This is a genomic window from Amycolatopsis sp. NPDC102522, from assembly GCF_055584485.1.
The window spans coordinates 91,601-107,784 of the sequence record NZ_JBVJLY010000012.1 but is presented as its reverse complement, the minus strand read 5'-3'; the positions used below and the strand labels follow the sequence as shown (position 1 = coordinate 107,784).

At 69.1% G+C, this 16,184-nt stretch carries 13 protein-coding genes; 6 read left to right on the top strand and 7 right to left on the bottom strand.

Going from position 1 to position 16,184, the window contains the following annotated elements:
* Positions 1–4: 4 nt before the first annotated feature.
* From hrcA to ACZ6YV_RS26525, 3 genes are all read right to left on the bottom strand, one after another.
* The gene (gene hrcA / locus ACZ6YV_RS26535) at positions 5–1,030 is read right to left on the bottom strand and encodes a heat-inducible transcriptional repressor HrcA (RefSeq protein ID WP_026466623.1); all 1,026 of its coding nucleotides are present in this window, start codon (positions 1,028–1,030) and stop codon (positions 5–7) included.
* 108 nt (positions 1,031–1,138) lie between these two features.
* Positions 1,139–2,002, bottom strand: coding sequence for an aldo/keto reductase (locus ACZ6YV_RS26530; RefSeq protein WP_465512183.1), 864 nt, complete (start codon positions 2,000–2,002; stop codon positions 1,139–1,141).
* A 263-nt stretch (positions 2,003–2,265) separates the two neighbouring features.
* A complete protein-coding gene (locus ACZ6YV_RS26525) occupies positions 2,266–3,762 on the bottom strand; it encodes a CoA-acylating methylmalonate-semialdehyde dehydrogenase (protein WP_465512182.1) in 1,497 nt (498 codons plus the stop codon).
* A gap of 139 nt (positions 3,763–3,901) precedes the next feature.
* Here ACZ6YV_RS26525 and ACZ6YV_RS26520 point away from each other — a divergent pair, with 139 nt between their 5' ends.
* Positions 3,902–5,524: a PucR family transcriptional regulator gene (locus ACZ6YV_RS26520; RefSeq protein WP_465512181.1), complete on the top strand. Its 1,623-nt coding sequence runs from the start codon at positions 3,902–3,904 to the stop codon at positions 5,522–5,524.
* Between the two features lie 59 nt (positions 5,525–5,583).
* Positions 5,584–5,949 carry an SSI family serine proteinase inhibitor gene (locus ACZ6YV_RS26515; RefSeq protein WP_465512180.1) on the top strand — a complete coding sequence of 122 codons (366 nt, stop codon included), beginning with the start codon at positions 5,584–5,586 and terminating at the stop codon, positions 5,947–5,949.
* 66 nt (positions 5,950–6,015) lie between these two features.
* Here the strand turns inward: ACZ6YV_RS26515 and ACZ6YV_RS26510 are convergent, their stop codons facing one another.
* From ACZ6YV_RS26510 to ACZ6YV_RS26500, 3 genes are all read right to left on the bottom strand, one after another.
* A complete protein-coding gene (locus ACZ6YV_RS26510) occupies positions 6,016–7,569 on the bottom strand; it encodes a DUF4153 domain-containing protein (protein WP_465512179.1) in 1,554 nt (517 codons plus the stop codon).
* Positions 7,570–7,639: 70 nt separating this feature from the next.
* Positions 7,640–8,677: a HAMP domain-containing sensor histidine kinase gene (locus ACZ6YV_RS26505; protein ID WP_465512178.1), complete on the bottom strand. Its 1,038-nt coding sequence runs from the start codon at positions 8,675–8,677 to the stop codon at positions 7,640–7,642.
* Positions 8,674–9,357: a response regulator transcription factor gene (locus ACZ6YV_RS26500; protein ID WP_465512270.1), complete on the bottom strand. Its 684-nt coding sequence runs from the start codon at positions 9,355–9,357 to the stop codon at positions 8,674–8,676. The genes ACZ6YV_RS26505 and ACZ6YV_RS26500 overlap by 4 nt, the downstream gene beginning before the upstream one ends.
* 241 nt (positions 9,358–9,598) lie before the next feature.
* Between ACZ6YV_RS26500 and ACZ6YV_RS26495 the strand changes: the two genes are divergently transcribed.
* Genes ACZ6YV_RS26495 through ACZ6YV_RS26480 form a run of 4 tightly spaced genes read left to right on the top strand, consistent with a single transcriptional unit; the run spans position 9,599 to position 14,363 of the window.
* Positions 9,599–11,185, top strand: a complete 1,587-nt coding sequence (locus tag ACZ6YV_RS26495) for an NCS1 family nucleobase:cation symporter-1 (protein ID WP_465512177.1) — start codon at positions 9,599–9,601, stop codon at positions 11,183–11,185.
* Positions 11,136–11,978 carry a nitrilase-related carbon-nitrogen hydrolase gene (locus tag ACZ6YV_RS26490; protein ID WP_378241882.1) on the top strand — a complete coding sequence of 281 codons (843 nt, stop codon included), beginning with the start codon at positions 11,136–11,138 and terminating at the stop codon, positions 11,976–11,978. The genes ACZ6YV_RS26495 and ACZ6YV_RS26490 overlap by 50 nt, the downstream gene beginning before the upstream one ends.
* A complete protein-coding gene (hydA, locus tag ACZ6YV_RS26485) occupies positions 11,978–13,363 on the top strand; it encodes a dihydropyrimidinase (protein ID WP_465512176.1) in 1,386 nt (461 codons plus the stop codon). Before ACZ6YV_RS26490 ends, hydA begins: the two co-directional genes overlap by 1 nt.
* Before the next feature lie 10 nt (positions 13,364–13,373).
* Complete coding sequence (locus tag ACZ6YV_RS26480; protein WP_465512175.1) at positions 13,374–14,363, top strand: TIGR03842 family LLM class F420-dependent oxidoreductase; 990 nt, start codon at positions 13,374–13,376, stop codon at positions 14,361–14,363.
* Between the two features lie 250 nt (positions 14,364–14,613).
* Here ACZ6YV_RS26480 and ACZ6YV_RS26475 read toward each other — a convergent pair whose 3' ends face one another.
* Entirely contained in the window at positions 14,614–16,107 is a 1,494-nt protein-coding gene (locus ACZ6YV_RS26475) for an FAD-dependent monooxygenase (RefSeq protein ID WP_465512174.1), read from the bottom strand.
* Positions 16,108–16,184: the final 77 nt, after the last annotated feature.

Below are 16,184 nucleotides of genomic sequence, written 5' to 3'. Positions count from 1 at the left end.
GCGTTCAGCGGCCGGAGAGGATCTGCCCCACGTAGTTCGCCACCGCACGCACCGCGGCGATGGTGTTCGGGTAGTCCATCCTGGTGGGCCCGACGACGCCCATCCCGCCCAGCAACAGGTCGTCCATGCCGTAGCCGATGGACACCACCGAGGTGCTGCGCATCTGCTCGTCTTCATTTTCCTCACCGATGCGCACGGTGATCGCACCGGGGTTGCGCGCGGCCGCGAGAAGCTTGAGGACGATGACCTGCTCCTCGAGCGCCTCCAGCACCTGCCGCAGTGATCCGGGGAAGTCCGAGACGTTGCGGGTGAGGTTCGCCGTGCCGCCGAGCACCAGCCGCTCCTCGGGGTGCTCAACCAGCGATTCCACCAGCACCGTGCAGACGCGGGTGAGGTTGTCGCGCAGCTCGCCCGGCGACTTCTCGGGCAGTTCGGCGACGGCCGCCGCGGCCTCGGAGAGGCGACGGCCCGCCAGTGCCCCGTTGAGCACCGTGCGCAACCTGCCGACGTTCTCCTCGGTGATGACGTCCCCGAGGTCGACCGTGCGCTGGTCGACGCGGCCGGAGTCGGTGATCAGCACCAGCATCAGCCGGGCGGGGGTGAGCGGCACCACTTCCAGGTGACGGACAGCGGAATTGGTCATCATCGGGTACTGGATGACCGCGACCTGCCTGGTCAGCTGGGCGAGCAGCCGGACGGACCGGCGCAGGACGTCGTCGACGTCGGTGCCGCTGTCGAGGAAGGCCGTGATGGCCCGGCGTTCGGCCGAGCTGAGCGGTTTGACCTCGGCGATCCTGTCGACGAAGAGCCGGTACCCCTTGTCGGTGGGGATGCGGCCGGCGCTGGTGTGGGGCTGTGTGATGTAGCCCTCTTCTTCGAGCGCGGCCATGTCGTTGCGCACGGTGGCGCTGGACACCCCGAGGTTGTGCCGGTCGACGATCGCCTTGGATCCGACGGGCTCCTGGTTGGACACGTAGTCGGCGACGATCGCGCGCAGCACTTCGAAACGGCGCTCTTCCGCGTTGGCCATCCGCACCTCCCTCGGCTCGTCCTCACAACGAGTTTACGGAAGGCATAATGCCCGGGGAGCTGAAGGACGCTTTCCCCGCATGGATCGCGAGGAAAGCGCCCGGTCCCCTCAGCTCGCGGCGGCGGAAAGCGCGTCGTATTCGGCGTCGGTCAGCTCGATCTCCGCGGCGGCGACGTTGTCCTCCAGATGCGCGACCGACGAGGTCCCCGGGATGGGCAGCATGACCGGTGACCGCTTGAGCAGCCACGCCAGCGCGAGCTGCGACGGCGAGCGTCCGTGTTCCTTCGCCAGCGCGACGAGCGGGCTCTTCTCCCCCGCGAGTTCGCCGGTGGCCAGCGGATGCCAGGGGATGAAGCCGATGCCGTGTTCGGTGGCGTGGTCGAGCAGGGTTTCGGCGCGGCGGTTGCCGAGGTTGAACAGGTTCTGCACCGACACGATCGGTGCCGTCTTCTGTGCCTCGATCACGTCGGACACGCCGACCTCGGAGAGCCCGAGGTGCCGGATCTTGCCTTCTTCCCGCAGCTCGGCGAGCACGCCGATCTGGTCGGCCACCGGTACCTGGGGGTCGATGCGGTGCAGCTGCAGCAGGTCGATCCGTTCGACGCCGAGGTGACGGAGGTTCAGCTCGACCTGCTGGCGCAGGTACTCCGGCCTGCCGACGACGGTCCACTGGCCGGGTCCCTGCCTGGTGAAGCCGACCTTGGTCGCGATGACGAGGTCGTCGGCGTACGGGTGGAGGGCGGCTTTGATGAGGTGGTCGGAGACGAACGGACCGTAGGAGTCGGCGGTGTCGATGAGCGTGACCCCGAGTTCGACGGCGCGGCGAAGCACGCGTACGGCTTCGTCGGGGTCCTTCGGGTCGCCCCACACCCCGGGGCCGGTCAGCTGCATCGCTCCGTACCCGAGGCGGACGACGGGCAGATCACCGCCGAGGGCGAACGTTCCGGAGTGACGGGCGGGCTGTGCGGACATGGAGCCTCCTGAAGCTTCCTCGGCTGACTCGTCCACCCTGCGCTCTCTCGGGCGGTGAAGGCCAGCCCGCCAGATGCCAGGAATGGCCCGTTACTGGCAAATTTTGCCGGTAACGGGCCATTCCTGGCGGATGTGAGGCAAAGGGGGCGGGTCGCTCGCCTTTCGGCTCCGGGTGTCGCGAAAGCCACTTTCGGGACGTCTGATGTCGCGAAAGTGGCTTTCGCGACATCAGAGTGGCGGTGAGGTGCTGCCCAGGGGAGGCGTCAGCTGTTGCGCGGGAACCCGAGGTTGACACCGCCCTGCGAAGGATCCGGCCACCGCGAAGTGACCACCTTCGTCCGCGTGAAGAAGTGGAACCCCTCCGGCCCGTAGGCGTGGCTGTCCCCGAACAGCGAGTCCTTCCAGCCGCCGAACGAGTAGTAGCCGACCGGCACCGGGATCGGCACGTTCACGCCGACCATCCCGACCTCGACCTCGTTCTGGAACCGCCGCGCGGCCCGCCCATCGTTGGTGAAGATCGCGGTGCCGTTGCCGTAGGCGTTGGCGTTGATCAGCTCCAGCGCAGCGTCGTAACCCTCGGCCCGCGCGACAGCCAGCACCGGCCCGAAGATCTCGTCGGTGTAGATCGACATCTCCGGGTCGACGTGGTCGAACAGGGTCGGGCCGAGCCAGAACCCGCCGTCCTCGCCGTCGACCTCGATGCCGCGGCCGTCGACGACGAGCCGGGCACCCGCTTCGACCCCCGCTTCCACATAGGACTCGACGCGTTCGTGGTGCGCCGCGGTGACGAGCGGCCCCATCTCCGAGGTGGGCCGCCTGCCGTCGCCGACGCGCAGCCGAGTGATCCGCTCGGCGATCTTCGCGACCAGTTCGTCGCCGACCGGGTCGACCGCGACGACGACCGAAACCGCCATGCACCGCTCCCCCGCCGAGCCGAAGCCCGCCGAGACGGCCGCGTCGGCGGCGAGGTCGAGGTCGGCGTCCGGGAGGACGACCATGTGGTTCTTCGCGCCGCCGAGCGCCTGCACGCGTTTCCCGTGCCCGGTCCCGGTTTCGTAGACGTACTTCGCGATCGGCGTCGACCCGACGAACGAGATCGCCTTGACGTCGCGGTGTTCCAGCAACCCATCGACGGCGGCCTTGTCCCCGTGCAGGACGTTGAGGACGCCGTCGGGCAGGCCCGCCTCGGCGAACAGTTCCGCGATGAACATCGCCGCGGACGGGTCCTTCTCGCTCGGCTTGAGCACGACGGTGTTGCCGCAGGCGAGCGCGTTCGGCACGAACCACAGCGGCACCATCGCCGGGAAGTTGAACGGCGAGATCACGCCGACCACACCCAGCGGCTGCGAGATCGAGTAGACGTCGACACCGGTGGAGGCGTTCTCGCTGAACCCGCCCTTGAGCATCTGCGCGGCACCGCAGGCGAACTCGACGTTCTCGATGGCCCGCGCGACTTCGCCCGCCGCGTCGGATTCGACCTTGCCGTGCTCGCTGGTGACGATCTTCGCCAGCTCGTGACGCCGCGCCGAAAGCAGCTCGCGGAAGGCGAACAGCACCCGCGTCCGCCCGGCCAGCGACGTCCCGCGCCAGCCCGGCAGCGCCCGGGACGCGGCCGCGACGGCGGCGTCGACGTCGTCTTGCGCCGCGAAGGGGACCTTCGCCCGCACTTGACCGGTGGCCGGATCGAACACGTCACCGGATCGTTCGCTCACGCCTTCGCACGGTTTGCCGTCTATCCAGTGGTTGATCCGGTCGGTCACGGTTCCGCCTTCCCGCTCGGGTGCCTGCTCCCGGTCGAGTCTGGGTGCGCGCGCCACACCGACGCCATCGGCAACGTGTACGGACTCCCGGTCCCGGCCGTACAGTCTGTCTCCTGCGTTCCGACCAGGTGGGAGGCCGATGTACCCGACCGTCGCCGAGGTGCTCGCGCTGCCGGTGCTGCGTCAGGGCAGGCCCCATGTGGTGGCGGGGGCGGCGGGGCTGGACGCGCCGGTCCGCTGGGCGCACGTCGCCGAGGTCGCGGACATCGCCCCGCTGCTGCGCGGCGGGGAACTCGTGCTCACCACCGGGGTCGCGCTGCCCGACGACGGCGCCGCGCTCGCCCGGTACGTCGCCGACCTGGCGGGCGTCGGGGTGGCCGGGGTCGTCGTCGAACTGGTCCGTCACTGGAGCGAGAAGCTGCCGCCCTCGCTGGTCGAGGCCGCGGACAGGCACGGCGTCCCGCTGATCACCCTCTCGCGGGAGACGCGTTTCGTGTCGGTCACCGAGGCGGTGAACGGGCTGATCGTCGACGCCCAGGTCGCCGAACTCCGCGCGGCGGAACGGGTCCACGAGACCTTCACCGCGCTGACGGTCGCCGGCGCCGAACCGGGCGACATCCTGCGCGAGGTCGCGAGGCTCACCGAACATCCCGTCGTGCTGGAGACGCTGTCGCACGAGGTCCTCGCCTACGACTCGGCGGGGACCGACCCCGGTGAGCTGCTGCCCGGCTGGCCGTCGCGGTCGCGGCCGGTGCAGGTCGGCGAGCGCACCGGCTTCCATCCGGGCGCGGGCTGGCTGATCACCGTGGTCGGCGCGCGCGGGCACGACTGGGGACGGCTGGTCGTCGTCTGCGGGGATCCGCCGCCGCACCGGCACGTCGTGGTCGCCGAACGCGCCGCGTCCGCGCTCGCGGTCCACCGGCTGGTCGCCAAGGACACCGACAGCCTCGAACGTCAGGCGCACCGCGCGATCCTGACCGAACTGCTGGCGAATCCGGTGCCGCCCGCCGAACTGGCCGCGCGGGCCTCCGCGCTGGGTGTCCCGCTGACGGGACGGTTGCTGGTCGGGGTCGCCGTGCGGCCCCGGATCACCGCGACCACCAAGACCGCGCAGTCGACACCGGTGCTGCTGCGGGAACTCGCCGAGGCGACCGCGCTCGCCGCCCGGCGCGCCAAGGTGTCCGCGCTGGTGGCCACCGACGACACGCAGGTGCGCGCGCTGATCGCGCTCTCGCCGGAGGCGGGGGTCGACGCGGTCCTGCGACGGCTGGCGACCGACGTCCACGAAGCTCGCTCCGGTGCTCCCGCCGTGGTCGCGGTCGGGACCACGGGCAGCGGGCCCGCCGAGGCGCGCCGCACCCTCGTCGAAGCGGCCCAGGTCGCCGCCGCGGCACTCGCCGAGAACGCCGACAGGGTGGTCCACCGCCTCGACGACGTCCGGTTGCGCGGGCTGCTGCACCTGCTGGCGGGCGACGAACGGATCACCGCGTTCGCCGCGCGGGAGCTCGGCCCGCTGCTGAGCCGGGACGCCGCACAGGGCAGCAGACTCGTTCAGGCGTTGAGGCATTACTGCGAGCACGGGGGCAACAAGTCGGCGGCGGCCGCGGCCGCGCACACCTCCCGCACCGCCTACTACCAGCAGCTGGCCCGGATAGAGCAGGTCCTCGGGGTGCGGCTGGAAGATCCGGAGTCGATGCTCTCCCTTTATGTCGCCTTGCTGGCGCACGACCTCCGAGAAGCGGACGACCACACGACCGGGTGAGTAAATCTCACCCAAGCGTGGAACACAGTGATCGGGTCACGTCAGCCGATAGGGTAGATATGGCTTTCTTCGAACCGATCGGCGCCTGCGTACTCGCGCTGGCCTGCATGGCCCCGGCGCAACCCGCCGAATCCACGTTCCAGCTGACCAGCCACGACGCACGAGGCCGGGTCGGTACCGTCTCGCTCACCTGCGAGCCCACCGGGGGTTCCCACCCGGCACGCGGTGGCGCCTGCGCCAAACTGTCCGAAGTGGACGGAAAGTTCGACAGGCTACGCGCGGAACCGCGGGCCTGCACCTTGGAGTACAACCCGGTGGACGTGTCCGCGGTCGGCAAGTGGCGCGGTGAACCGGTCACCTATCGCACCTCGTACGCCAACCGCTGCGTCGCCGACACCGAGTCCGCGGGCGTCTTCACCTTCTGACCTGGTTCACCACCACCTTGATCGCCCTCACCCCCACGAGGGCGATCAAGGCCGTGGTGTCGCGGCTCAAGGACGGGTCAGGTAGCGACATCCCGGCCTGTCCTGCGCGGCAACGGGGGTCTGACGCGCGAGGGACCGGCTCAGGTTCCATTCGCGCCAATCATCTTCCGAGATTCCTCTCACGACCGGTCCGAGCACGCAGGACCGCAGCGGCTCCGGCAGCCGGGACGCCGCCGGCACGACGTCGGCGGAAAACGTGGCCAGGTAACCGGTGTCGAGGGTCTTGCCGTGCGCGAGCCGGTCGATGTTGCGGTCGGCGATGAACCGCTCCGGGTCCAGGACGGCCAGCCCCAGCAGCGCGGCGATCGCGGCACCGATGGCCGCGCGCGGCAGCCAGGCCGAACGCAGCGGGGTCAGGGATGCCAGTACCAGCAGGAAGATCAGGCCGATCCAGAGTTCGCAGACCTCCACCAGCAGCCGCAGCGTGGTGAACCCGTACGCCTGCTGGTATGTCCACATGCGACTCAACGCCGACGCGACCAGCACCAGACTGAGCACGCTCAGCGCCCCGAGCAGCCCGCGCTGCCAGGCACGATCGGCCATTGAGGACTTCGGCGCCCATCGCAGTGCGGCGGCGACCAGCAGCAGGGTCAGCACGGTGATGGCGGAGAGCTGCCAGAACCCGCTCCTGGCGTATTCGGCCGCCGTCAGGCCACTCGTGACCAGGACGTATTCGCTGCCGCCGAACAACACGACCAGCCGGACCACGACGAAGCTCGTGAAGAGCAGCACCAGCACGCCCAGCGGCAACGTCCATTCGAGCCGGTGCGCCAGCCGTTTGCGCGGGGCGTCGTCGTCGGCGGGCAGCGGCGGCGCGGCCAGCAGGTAGCACGCCCCGGTGACGGCGAACGCGGCCACGACGAACAGGAAACCCCAGCGTACGAAGGTTCCCGGGTTCAACTCGGGGATCACCGCGTCGACGACGCTCGCGAAAGCGGCGTCCGCGCCCCGCAGCAGCGGGACGAACACGAGCAGCAGCAAGGCGCTCACCAGGACGGGCACCAGGAACCTCGGCCTCGTACGGCCTTCCTGCTTCTTGCCGATTTTCCCGAGCCCGCGCCCGATCCACGGGACCGAGAGCAGCGCCTCGATCGGGACCGAAAAGACGTCGTAGATGATCGTGTTCACGGTGCGCTTCCCGACCACCGCGAGGGAGCCCGCGACAAAGGCGGCCAGCACGCACAACACGTTCAGCCAGATCGACGCGCGGAACATGCCGACGGCGAGCAGTCCGAGCGCGGCCACCGCCCACAACGCGCTGCTCAGGCGGAAGTGCGGTTCTGCGTCGCCGCGGGCGCGCTTGTCGGCGTAGTAGACGGACACCGCGAAGGCGAGCCCTGCCACGAACCAGCCGACTCCGGGGTCGTCCGGCATGACCACGGCGGCGATCAGGCCGGCCGCGACCGCCGCGGGCAGGACCGAACCGGGCAGCGGGACGATCGAGGACTTCGGCACCACCCGTGGCCGCATCAGCACCGGGACCTGCGGCGCGGGCGGCAGGGTGGCCGTCACCCACGGGGGCGACGCATGCGCTTGCGTCTCCTCTTGTTCTTCACTCATCGAACCCTCCAGTTTGCGAAAGCACATATTGTTGAAGATGAGGAGCCGCCGAAGGAAGCGCGGCAAGAAGTCAGGGAACGGGGATCACGACGCGGATGACGCAGCCCGGCCGCTGCTCGGGCGTGACGACGGCGATGCTGCCGTCGTGGAGGTCGACCACCCAGCGGGCGATCGCGAGCCCGAGGCCGGTGCCCCCGCCGCCCGCCCGCTCGCCGCGGGTGAACCGTTCGAACACGCTGTCCCGCTCCCCCGGCGGGATCCCGGGTCCTTCGTCTTCGACCTCGATGACGACGTCGGCCCCGCGAGCCACCGCCCGCACGCGGACCTCTCCCCCGGCCGGTCCGTGCCGGACGGCGTTGTCGAGCAGGTTGACCACGACCTGGTAGAGCCGGCCGCGGTCGGCGACGGCCGTCGCGCCGGGCGGCTGGACGTCGACGGCGAACCGCACGCCACGGCCGGTCGCGGCGGCGGTCACCCCCGCTTCGGCGGCGACCTCCTCCAGCAGCAGTTCGAGGTCGAACTCCTCCAGCTGCAACGGGAAAGCGCCGGCGTCGATCCGCGACAGATCGAGGAGTTCCGACACCAGCCTGCCGAGCCGTTCGGTCTGCTGCAGCGCGGTCTTCAGTGTCGCCGGATCGGGTTTCGCGACCCCGTCGACCAGGTTCTCCAGCACTCCGTTCAGCGCGGTGATCGGGGTGCGGAGTTCGTGGGAGACGTTCGCGATCAGCTCACGGCGGCGCTGATCCGAGGCGTCGAGGTCGGCGGCCATCTGGTTGAAGGCGTGCGACAGCTCCCCGACCTCGTCGCGGGCGGTCGCCCGGACCCGCCGCGTGTAGTCGCCCTTGGCCATCGCGCGGGCGGCGGCGGTCATCTCGCGCAGCGGCCGGGTCATCCCGTGCGCCAGGATCTGCGAGGTGACCACGGCGAGCACCATGGCGGCGATCGTGGTCCGCGGCGGCAGCCAGCCGATCTGCCAGTTGAAGAAGGCGAACGCGATACCGCCCGAGGACACCAGCAGGATCGCGAGCTTGAGTTTGATGGAGCGGACCGGGTCGAGCGGTCTCGGGAGCGCGTCGACGATCCGGCCGAACAGCGGGCGGAGCTTCACGATCCCACCTCCAGGGCGTAGCCGACGCCGTGCACGGTGCGGATGAGGTCCGCGCCCAGTTTGCGGCGCAACGCCTTGATGTGGCTGTCGACAGCGCGGGTGCCCGAACCGGTGCCCGCGACGTCCCAGTCCCAGACCTCGCTCAGCAGGCGTTCCCTCGGCTGCACAGCCCTCGGGCGCTTCGCGAAGTGGACGAGGAGGTCGAACTCGATCGGCGTCAGCTGGGCCGGGGTGCCCGCCCGCGTGACCCGCCGCTGTTCGACGTCGATTTCGAGGTCGCCGAGCACGATCTTCGTACCCGCTTCGCTCACGTCGGCCCTGGCCGATCGTTCGACGCGGCGCAGCAGCGCGTGCACCCTGGCCGAGAGCACCCGCATGGAGAACGGTTTGGTGAGGTAGTCGTCCGCGCCGACACCGAGGCCGATCAGCATGTCCGTCTCGTCCGAACGGGCGGTCAACATCAGCACCGGGACCGGGCGGCGGGCCTGGATCCTTCGGCAGACCTCGAGTCCGTCGAACCCCGGCAGCATCACGTCGAGCACGACCAGGTCCGGCTCCCGCTCGGCGTCCGTCTCGACGCCGGAAGGGCCGTCGTGTGCCAGATCCACGGTGAAACCCTCGGCCCGCAGCCGCGCGGCGATGGCTTCGGCGATGGTCACGTCGTCCTCGACGACCAGCACCCGGCGTCCTCCCAGTTCCATGGGGATGACTGTAAGCACCGGCCGTGGAGACCATCCGGGTGAGCTGTGGAGATCCTGTGGAGATGTTTCAGCCGGTTTGCCGGATTGCTACGCGCCGATGTGTGACGCAGGTCATGCACCGTGATCCTTCGAAAGCAATCGACAGTCTGCGCTCCGACGCCATCAACAGTGAACAGTCTGCCAGTCCCACCCGCGCGGGGCGGGCGAGCACGATTCCGCAATGGAGCCGACGGCACGCGGAACGCAGCACGTGCACCCTGATGGCCGGGTAGAACTCGGCGAGGTCGAGTCCTTGAAGGACAGCCGCTTCTACAACGACGAACTCGCCCCGGTACCGGTCGAAAAGCGGACCTGGACCACCTACACCTATTTCGCGCTGTGGATGGGCATGGCGCACAACATCCCGTCCTACGCGCTCGCGGCGTCGCTGATCGCGCTCGGGATGAACTGGGTCCAGGCGCTGCTCACGATCACCATCGGCAACCTGATCGTGCTGGGCCCGATGTTGCTCAACAGCCACGCCGGGACGAAGTACGGCATCCCGTTCCCGGTGTTCGCCCGCGCCTTCTTCGGCATGCGCGGCGCGAACCTGGCGGCGTTGCTGCGGGCGTTCATCGCGTGCGGCTGGTTCGGCATCCAGACCTGGGTCGGCGGCGAGGCGATCTACATCATCGTCGGGCGGCTGGCGGGCCCCGCCTGGAAGGACTCCGCGGTCGTCCTCGGCCAGCACTGGACGCTCTGGCTCTCCTTCGGACTGTTCTGGCTGCTTCAGATGCTCATCATCTGGCGCGGCATGGAGGCGGTCCGCCGGTTCGAGAACTGGACGGCGCCGCTGGTCTCGGTCGGCTTCCTGATCCTGCTGGGCTACGTGCTGGTCAAGGCGGGCGGGCTCGGCCCGATCCTGTCCCAGCCGGGAGAACTCGGCTGGGGGCCGGACTTCTGGAAGGTGTTCGCGCCGTCGCTGATGGCGATGATCGCGTTCTGGTCGACGCTTTCGCTCAACATGCCGGACTTCACCCGCTTCGGCGGCAGCCAGGGCAAGCAGGTCCGCGGCCAGATCCTCGGCCTGCCGACCACGATGACGTTCATCGCGGTCGTGGCGATCCTGACCACGTCGGGCGGCAGCGTCCTCTACGGCGAACAGATCTGGGATCCGGCGAAACTGGCCGACCGGTTCGACTCCCCCGTCGTCGTGGTCGTCGCGCTGATCGCGCTGGTGCTGGCGACCGTGTCGGCGAACCTCGCGGCCAACGTGGTCAGCCCGTCCTACGACTTCTCCAACGCGTTCCCGAAGAAGATCACCTTCGCCGTCGGCGGGCTCATCACCGGGATCATCGGCATCCTCATCCAGCCGTGGCGGCTCTACTCCGACCCGAACATCTACATCTTCGCGTGGCTCGGCTTCTACGGCGGCCTGCTCGGTGCTGTCGCCGGGGTGCTCGTCGCCGGCTACTGGGTGGTGAACCGCACCAAGCTGAACCTGCGCGACCTCTACTCCGAACGCGGGATCTATTGGTTCAACGGCGGCTGGAACTGGCGCGCGCTGGTCGCGACACTGGTCGGTGCCGTGCTTTCCGTCGGCGGCGCGTACGGCGGGCCGTTCCCCGCCGACGGGCTGATCCCGTTCTTGAAACCGCTCTACGACTACAACTGGGCCGTCGGCCTGGCAGGCGCCTTCATCGTCTTCCTGCTGCTGTCCCGGCCCCAACGCAACCGCACCACCGATGTCAGTGCCGTCGAGTCAGAGGAGGAAGCAAGTGAGCGACGTGGTCCGAGCCGGATTGATCCAGCAGCGGTGGACCGGTGACAAGGAGTCGATGATCGCAGGAGCGGTCGAAGCCATCGGCAAGGCCGCTTCGCAGGGCGCACAGGTCATCTGCCTGCAGGAACTGTTCTACGGCCCGTACTTCTGCCAGGTGCAGGACACCGACTACTACTCCTACACCGAAGGCATCCCCGACGGGCCGACGACGAAGCTCATGCAGGAGGTCGCCGAACGCCACGGCGTCGTGCTGGTCGTCCCGATGTACGAGGTCGAGCAGCCGGGCGTGTACTACAACACCGCCGCGGTGATCGACGCCGACGGCACCTACCTCGGCAAGCACCGCAAGAACCACATCCCGCAGGTCAAGGGCTTCTGGGAGAAGTTCTACTTCCGGCCCGGGAACATGGGCTACCCGGTGTTCGACACCGCCGTCGGCCGCATCGGCGTCTACATCTGTTACGAGCGGCATTTCCCGGAGGGCTGGCGCGCGCTGGGCCTCGCCGGGGCGAAGATCGTGTTCAACCCGTCGGCGACCAGCCGGGGCCTGTCGGAGTACCTGTGGCGGCTGGAGCAGCCCGCGGCCGCCGTCGCGAACGAGTACTTCGTCGGCACGATCAACCGTGTCGGCGTGGAGCCCTTGGGCGACAACGACTTCTACGGTCAGTCGTACTTCGCGGATCCGCGTGGCCAGCTGATCGGCGAAGCCGCGTCCGACACCGAAGAGGAGATCGTCATCCGCGATCTCGACATGGGCAAGCTCGCCGAGGTGCGGGACCTGTGGGCGTTCTACCGAGACCGCCGTCCGGACAGCTACGGACCCCTCGCGGAGGCGTGATGACCACCCTCATCAGAGGCGGGCAGGTGCTGTCCACGGCGGGCGCTTCGACCGCCGACGTCCTCGTCGACGGCGAGACGATCTTGGCGGTCGGCCGGCCGGGCACGCTCGGGCCGGCCGACACGATCATCGACGCCACCGGGAAGTACGTGCTGCCCGGCGGGATCGACGCGCACACCCATATGGAGATGCCTTTCGGCGGGACACATTCCGTCGACTCCTTCGCCACCGGGACGACGGCGGCGGCGTGGGGCGGCACGACCACGATCATCGACTTCGCCGTCCAGACCAAAGGCACTTCACTACTGTCCACTATGGACAAGTGGCACGAGAAGGCCGACGGCAACTGCGCCATCGACTACGGCTTCCACATGATCGTCTCCGACGTCAACGCCTCGTCGTTGAAGGAGATGCAGGCCTGCGTCGACGGCGGGGTCGGCAGCTTCAAGATGTTCATGGCGTATCCGGGGGTCTTCTACTCCACGGACGGCGAGATCCTGCTGGCCATGCAGAAGGCGCGCGAAATCGGCGCGACGATCATGATGCACGCGGAAAACGGCATCGCGATCGACCAGCTGGCCGCGCAGGCTTTCGCCGCCGGGAAGGTCGACCCGGTGCAGCACGGGCTCACCCGGCCGCCGGAGCTGGAGGGCGAGGCGACGTCGCGCGCGATCCAGCTGGCCAAGGTGACCGGGGCGCCGCTGTACATCGTGCACCTCTCGGCGTCGCAGGCGCTGGCGGCGGTCGCGGAGGCGCGCAACGACGGGCAGAACGTCTTCGCGGAGACGTGTCCTCAGTATCTCTATCTGTCCATTGAGGACTTGGCGAAACCGGATTTCGAGGGTTCCAAGTACGTCGCTTCTCCCCCGCTGCGCGAGAAGTCGCATCAGGCGGACCTGTGGCGAGGGCTGCGGACCAACGACCTCTCGGTGGTGTCGACGGATCACTGTCCCTTCTGTTTCAAGGACCAGAAGGAACTCGGCCGCGGCGACTTCCGCGCGATCCCCAACGGGATCCCCGGCGTCGAGCACCGGATGGACCTGCTGCACCAAGGGGTCGTTGCGGGCGAGCTCACCCTCGGGCGCTGGGTCGAGACCTGTTCGACCACCCCGGCGCGGATGTTCGGGCTGTACCCGCGCAAGGGTGTCATCGCGGCGGGTTCGGACGCGGACATCGTCATCTACGACCCCGCGGCGAAGCAGACCCTCTCGGTCGAGACACACCACATGAACGTGGACTACTCGGCCTACGAAGGGATGGAGATCACCGGCAAGGTCGAGACGGTGCTCTCGCGTGGCCGCGTGGTGGTGTCGCCGTCCGGGTTCTCGGGCAGTACGACGCACGGGAAATTCCTCTCGCGCGACCTGAACCAGTACCTGAACTGAGGCGGTGACCGTGGATTTCGGGATTGTCCTCCAGACCGACCCACCCGCGCGCGACCTCGTACGACTGATGAAGGCCGCCGAGGACCAGGGTTTCCGCTACGGCTGGACGTTCGACTCGTGCGTGCTGTGGCAGGAACCGTTCGTCATCTACTCGCAGATCCTCGCGGCGACGTCGTCGATGATCGTGGGCCCGATGGTGACCAGCCCGGCCACCCGCGACTGGTCGGTGATGGCGTCGACGTTCGCCACGCTCAACGACATGTACGGCAACCGGACGGTGTGCGGGATCGGCCGCGGCGACTCGGCGCACCGGGTGGTCGGCATGCCACCGTCCACTTTGGCCACCGTGCGCGACTGCATGCACGTGGTCAAGGAACTCGCGGAAGGTCGCGAAGTCCTGTTGCGGGACAAGCCTGTCCAGATCCCCTGGATCCGCAACGGGCGGCTCGAAATGTGGATGGCGGGCTACGGGCCGAAGGCGCTGAAGACGGTCGGCGAACACGCCGACGGCTTCATCCTCCAGTGCGCCGATCCCGCGATCGCCCGGTGGACCATCGGTTCCGTCCGCGAGGCGGCCCGTGCGGCGGGGCGGGATCCGGGCGGGATCACGATCTGCCTCGCGGCCCCGGCCTACGTCGGGGACGATCTGGCGCACCAGCGGGAACAGCTGCGCTGGTTCGGCGGGATGGTCGGCAACCACGTCGCGGATCTCGTGGCACGCTACGGCGATTCCGGGCCGGTGCCGCACGAGCTGACCGACTACATCCGTGAGCGTCAGGGTTACGACTACTCGCACCACGGGCGGGCGGGGAACCCCTCGACCGACTTCGTGCCGGACGAGATCGTCGACCGGTTCTGCCTGATGGGTCCGTCTTCGGCGCATGTCGACCGGTTGGAGGAGCTGGCTTCGCTGGGCGTGGACCAGTTCGCGCTGTACCTCATGCACGATCAGCGCGAAGAGACACTGAAGCGGTACGGGTCGGACGTCATCAACCGCTGAAGCTCGTGAGCGGTTGATGACGGTTCCCTTACTAGAACGCGACTTACCACTCACGACCATGGCTAGGGGGCGCTGTCTGGAGGCGGCCCGTCCGTGAAGGCCTCCTTCCCTACCCTGACGGTAGTAAAGGAGGCCTTCACGGCGTCCCGGCATCGCCACTTCTGGCGCTGGTCACCGCGGAGGTACAGCGAGCAGGTCTTGGGCCGGGGTGGTCGTGAGTGGCAAGTGCCGCCCTAACGACACTTACCACTCACGAGGCCTTGAACCAGGCCGCCAGCGCCTCGCGAAGGCCGTCGCCGTCGCCCGCCCAAGCGACGTAGCCGTCCGGCCGGATCAGCAGGACGTCGGCGGGCCTGTCCTCGGCCTTCGCGACGTGGACGTCGACGCCCGCCGCTTCAGCGAGTTCGCGGAGTTCCGGACGCCCCGCGAGGTCGAGCAGGACCGGCCGCGCCGGACGCAGCAACTCCCCGACGCTGGTCGTGCCCTCGTCGGTCTCCAGCGCGAGATCCGGGACGAACGTGCCGGCGAGCGCGTGCCCGGAGCCGGGCATCGGGTAGCGCAGGTCGGTCCCGGCGACGTGGGCGGACAGTCGTCGCGCGGCCTGTTCGTCGTCCAGCAGTTCTTGGAAGACCGTCCGGAGCGCCTCGGCGGCTTCGTCGTGCCCACGCCGCAGCGCGACCTGGGCCTGGGACTGCAGCAGCGCGCGGGCACCGGCGGCGTGCCGTTCCGCGTGATAGGTGTCCAGCAGTCCTTCCGGGGCCCGGCCCTGGATCTCCGCGGCCAGCTTCCAGGCGAGGTTGACCGAGTCGGACATGCCGACGTTGATCGCCGTGCCGGTCGACGGCAGCAGGTGGGCCGCGTCGCCCGCCAGGAAGACCCGGCCCTCGCGGTAGCGCTCGGCCTGGCGGGCGGAGAACTGGTAGCGCGAGAGCCGGACAGGGTCGCCCAGCGGGACGTCCTTGCCGAGGACGCGGCGGATGCTCTCCCCGAATTCGGTCAGGGTCATCGGGACGTCGTCGTCGACCTCACCGGGATCGTCCTCCGTGGTCTGGATGAACACGATCCCGGGCGTCAGCGAGCCGAGCGCGAACACGCCGGTGTCGGTGCGGGTGAAGCCCGCCTCGACCCGGCCCAGTTCCGGCGTCTCGATGTCACCGTTGTCGTGCACGGTCAGCCCCTCGGGGATGGTGACCTGCCCGATCCGGTTGACCTCGGGATAGGTAGTGCCGGGGAACCCGATCCCGGCCATCGACCGGACCGGGCTGCGCCCGCCGTCGCACCCCGCCAGGTGCGACGCGGTCACCTCGTACTCCCCCTCCGGCCCGTGGACCCAAGCGGTCACGGAGGTGTCGTCCTGGCGCACCCCGATGACCTCGTGCCCGCGCCGGACTTCCGCGCCGAGTTCGAGGGCGTGTTCCTCCAGCAGCCCCTCCAGCAGCGGCTGGCGCACCGACAGCGCCTTCAGCGGGGGTTCCTCGAACCGGGTGAGGTCGACGTGCACCCCGCCGAACGGGAACCTGTGGGCCGGGACGGGGTCCGTGACGAGTCCCCGCACCCGGTCCAGCAGGCCGCGATAGTGCAGCAGGTCCAGGATCTGCCCGCTGAGGCCGTGGGCCTTCGGTGTCTTCCCCTGTTCCGGCCGCCGTTCCAGGACCAGCGGGCGCGCACCGGCGAGCCGCAGTTCGGCGGCCAGCATCAGACCGGTCGGCCCGGCCCCCACGATGATCACGTCGACGTCGGTCAAATCTTCACTCCTGTTCGGCCTGTTTCAGCTACGGCCGAGGATTCTGCGGCACCACCGGGGTCTTGCCGCAAGCCCCC

Excerpts from the sequence above, each read along its gene's own strand:
- hrcA (WP_026466623.1), bottom strand. The coding sequence starts at position 1,030 with ATGGCCAACGCGGAAGAGCGCCGTTTCGAAGTGCTGCGCGCGATCGTC.
- ACZ6YV_RS26530 (WP_465512183.1), bottom strand. The coding sequence starts at position 2,002 with ATGTCCGCACAGCCCGCCCGTCACTCCGGAACGTTCGCCCTCGGCGGT.
- ACZ6YV_RS26520 (WP_465512181.1), top strand. The coding sequence starts at position 3,902 with ATGTACCCGACCGTCGCCGAGGTGCTCGCGCTGCCGGTGCTGCGTCAG.
- ACZ6YV_RS26515 (WP_465512180.1), top strand. The coding sequence starts at position 5,584 with ATGGCTTTCTTCGAACCGATCGGCGCCTGCGTACTCGCGCTGGCCTGC.
- ACZ6YV_RS26510 (WP_465512179.1), bottom strand. The coding sequence starts at position 7,569 with ATGAGTGAAGAACAAGAGGAGACGCAAGCGCATGCGTCGCCCCCGTGG.
- ACZ6YV_RS26495 (WP_465512177.1), top strand. The coding sequence starts at position 9,599 with ATGGAGCCGACGGCACGCGGAACGCAGCACGTGCACCCTGATGGCCGG.
- hydA (WP_465512176.1), top strand. The coding sequence starts at position 11,978 with ATGACCACCCTCATCAGAGGCGGGCAGGTGCTGTCCACGGCGGGCGCT.